Source organism: Aquabacterium sp. (assembly GCF_014378415.1).
GTDB lineage: Bacteria > Pseudomonadota > Gammaproteobacteria > Burkholderiales > Burkholderiaceae_C > Aquabacterium.
In genome coordinates this window covers 1-2,288 of sequence record NZ_JACMNS010000198.1, presented here as the reverse complement: position 1 = coordinate 2,288, position 2,288 = coordinate 1, and the positions used below count along the sequence as shown (strand labels likewise).

Annotated in this window: 1 protein-coding gene and 1 pseudogene; both read right to left on the bottom strand. The window is 65.4% G+C overall.

Features of this window, described 5'->3' with window-relative positions; all coding sequences use genetic code 11:
- Window positions 1-462 (bottom strand): annotated as a pseudogene (locus tag H7225_RS16995) (glucans biosynthesis glucosyltransferase MdoH); the annotation flags it as partial.
- Window positions 435-1,982, bottom strand: coding sequence for a glucan biosynthesis protein G (locus H7225_RS16990; RefSeq protein WP_290663977.1), 1,548 nt, complete (start codon window positions 1,980-1,982; stop codon window positions 435-437). The pseudogene H7225_RS16995 and the gene H7225_RS16990, both read right to left, overlap by 28 nt.
- Between the last annotated feature and the right edge of the window lie 306 nt (window positions 1,983-2,288).

The window sequence follows — 2,288 nt, the reverse complement described above, 5'->3', positions numbered from 1 at the left end:
GCGGTTGCTGGCCGTGGTCTTGGACAGCGCGTGCTTGTCGCCCTTGACCAGCACCCAAAAGCCCATCACCGCGGTGATGCAGCCGGCCGAGACCCAGGCAAACAGCAGCGCGAACAGGCCGATCTGTATCCACTGCAGCAAGGGGTGTTCGTAGGTGGGTTGCGAGTAAGCCAGCACCGTGGTGGCCAGCACCGTGCTCAAGGCGATCAGGGCGATCAGCACGCGGCGGCGCAGTCGCGCGGCCTGCTCCCACGCGGCGGGGGCCACGCCCGTGTTGGCCGTGGTCGCATCAACCACTGGGCCACGGCCCTTGACGGCATCGACCAGGCCACGCGTGAAGCCGCGCCAGGGTTGCGCCACCATCGCGCCCCGGGCGTGCAGCGGCATGCTGGGGCCGAAGGCGCTCACGCCCTTGGCTGGCCGGGGCGCACTGCTCATTGGGGAGGAATGACGTTGGTCCATGTCTCGCTCACTGTGACGTTGCCGTGTTGCAAAAAGGCGCGCAGTTCGACGGGTTGCGTGTCTTTGACCTGTTTGACCTTCAAGGTCATGCGCCAGGTGCGGTTGCCCCCGTTGCGGTAAAGATTGCGTTCCACGATCTCGCCGTTGGCATCGCTGCTGACGATGGCTTTGAGGGCGGCGTCGGCGGGCAGCTTGTCCAGCGCGGGGCCGGTGAACTCGACCAGGTACTGGTGCTCATTGGCGGCCAGCGCAACCAGGCCCTGGCCCACGCGCGATTGCGTCACCCAGGCGGTGGGCGGGCGTTGCTGCTGCTCGCTTTGCCAGCGCATCTGGTAGGACAGCTTCAGGGGCTGGCCAGCGGTGGGCAGCTTGGCGGGCACCCAGTAGGCGACCACGTTGTCGTGGGTTTCATCAGGCGTGTTCAGTTGCACGAGTTCGACGCGGCCCGGGCCCCAGTCGCCTTGCGGCGTGACCCAGGCGCTGGGGCGGCGGTCGTAGCGCGCTTCGGCGTCTTCATAGCTGGCGAAACTGCGGTCGCGCTGCATCAGGCCAAAACCGCGCAGGGACTTCATCGCGAACGAGGTCGTCAGCGTCTGCTTGGGGTTAATCAGGGGGCGCCACAGCCATTCGCCCTCGCCGGTGGCGACCATCAGGCCATCGGAGTCGTGCACCTCGGGGCGGAAGTCGCCACGGCGCGGTTGGTTCTCGCCCGACAGGAACATGCTGGTCAAAGGCACCGCGCCGAAGGTGGCGACGGGGCCACGCAGGTACAGCTGAGATTGCACGTCGGTGATGGTGTCAATGCCGGGCTTGACCTCGAAGCGGTAGGCCCCGGTGGCGCGGGGCGATTCCATCAAGGCGTAGACCACGATCGACTTGGACTTGGCCTTGGGCTTCTCGATCCAGAACTCTGAGAAGCGCGGGAACTCTTCGCTTTGGCCGCCCACCGTGTCGATGGCCAGGCCGCGCGCCGACAGGCCGTGGTGCTGGTTCGCGCCGATCGCCCGGAAGTAGCTGGCGCCCAAAAAGACGACGACCTCGTCCTTGTACTTGGCGGTGTTCATGGGGTAGTGCACGCGAAAGCCGGCGTAGCCCACATCACCCCAGGTTTGGGGCGACAGCTTGTTCTGCCCGTAGTCGAAATCGTCGCGGTTGAAGGCGAGGTGGCGAACCTCACCCTTGGCCGTGATTTCGTTGATCAACACCGGCTGGTTCTGCAGCTTGCCCAGGTGGAAGAACATCAGCTCGAAGGGCAACTTGTCCTGGCGCCACAGGGCGCGCTCGGGCTTGAAGCGGATGTCGCGGACCTGGTCGTAGCTCAGGGCCTTCAGCTCGTCGGGCAGGGTGGATGGGCGGGGCGCGTAGGGCTTGGCGGCCAGTTGCTTGGCCTGGGTGGCCACGTCTTTCAAATCGAAGGCTTGAACCTGGCCCGAGCCTGCCAGCAAGGCGGCGCCCGCCAACACCCAGCCGGGCAGCGTGCGGGCTGTCCAAGCGGCGGGGCGTGAGGCGGCGGTGTCCATGCGGTGGTCCAAGGCGATTGCAAAAAGAGTGGGCCTGGGCCCCTCGTTCGCAATGCGCGTGCCACGCTGAAAAACCTTTGTGAATCAACAGCTTGGTGATGGGCCGTCGCCAAACTCATCAAAAATGCCGCACTGCAGCAGCCAAAGCGTCGGGCCAGCCCGACAAGCACCTCGGTAAGAGGTGCCAAGTGCTTGATTCACAAAGAGAAAAGCTTGTCGCTATTCGGCGACAGGGCCATCGGTGCGGAACACGCCCGGGGTCAGGCCATGCTTTTGCAGCAGGCGGTAGAACTCGGTGCGGTTGCG

Coding starts and splice junctions, on each gene's coding strand:
- H7225_RS16990 (WP_290663977.1), bottom strand. CDS start 1,982: ATGGACACCGCCGCCTCACGCCCCGCCGCTTGGACAGCCCGCACGCTG.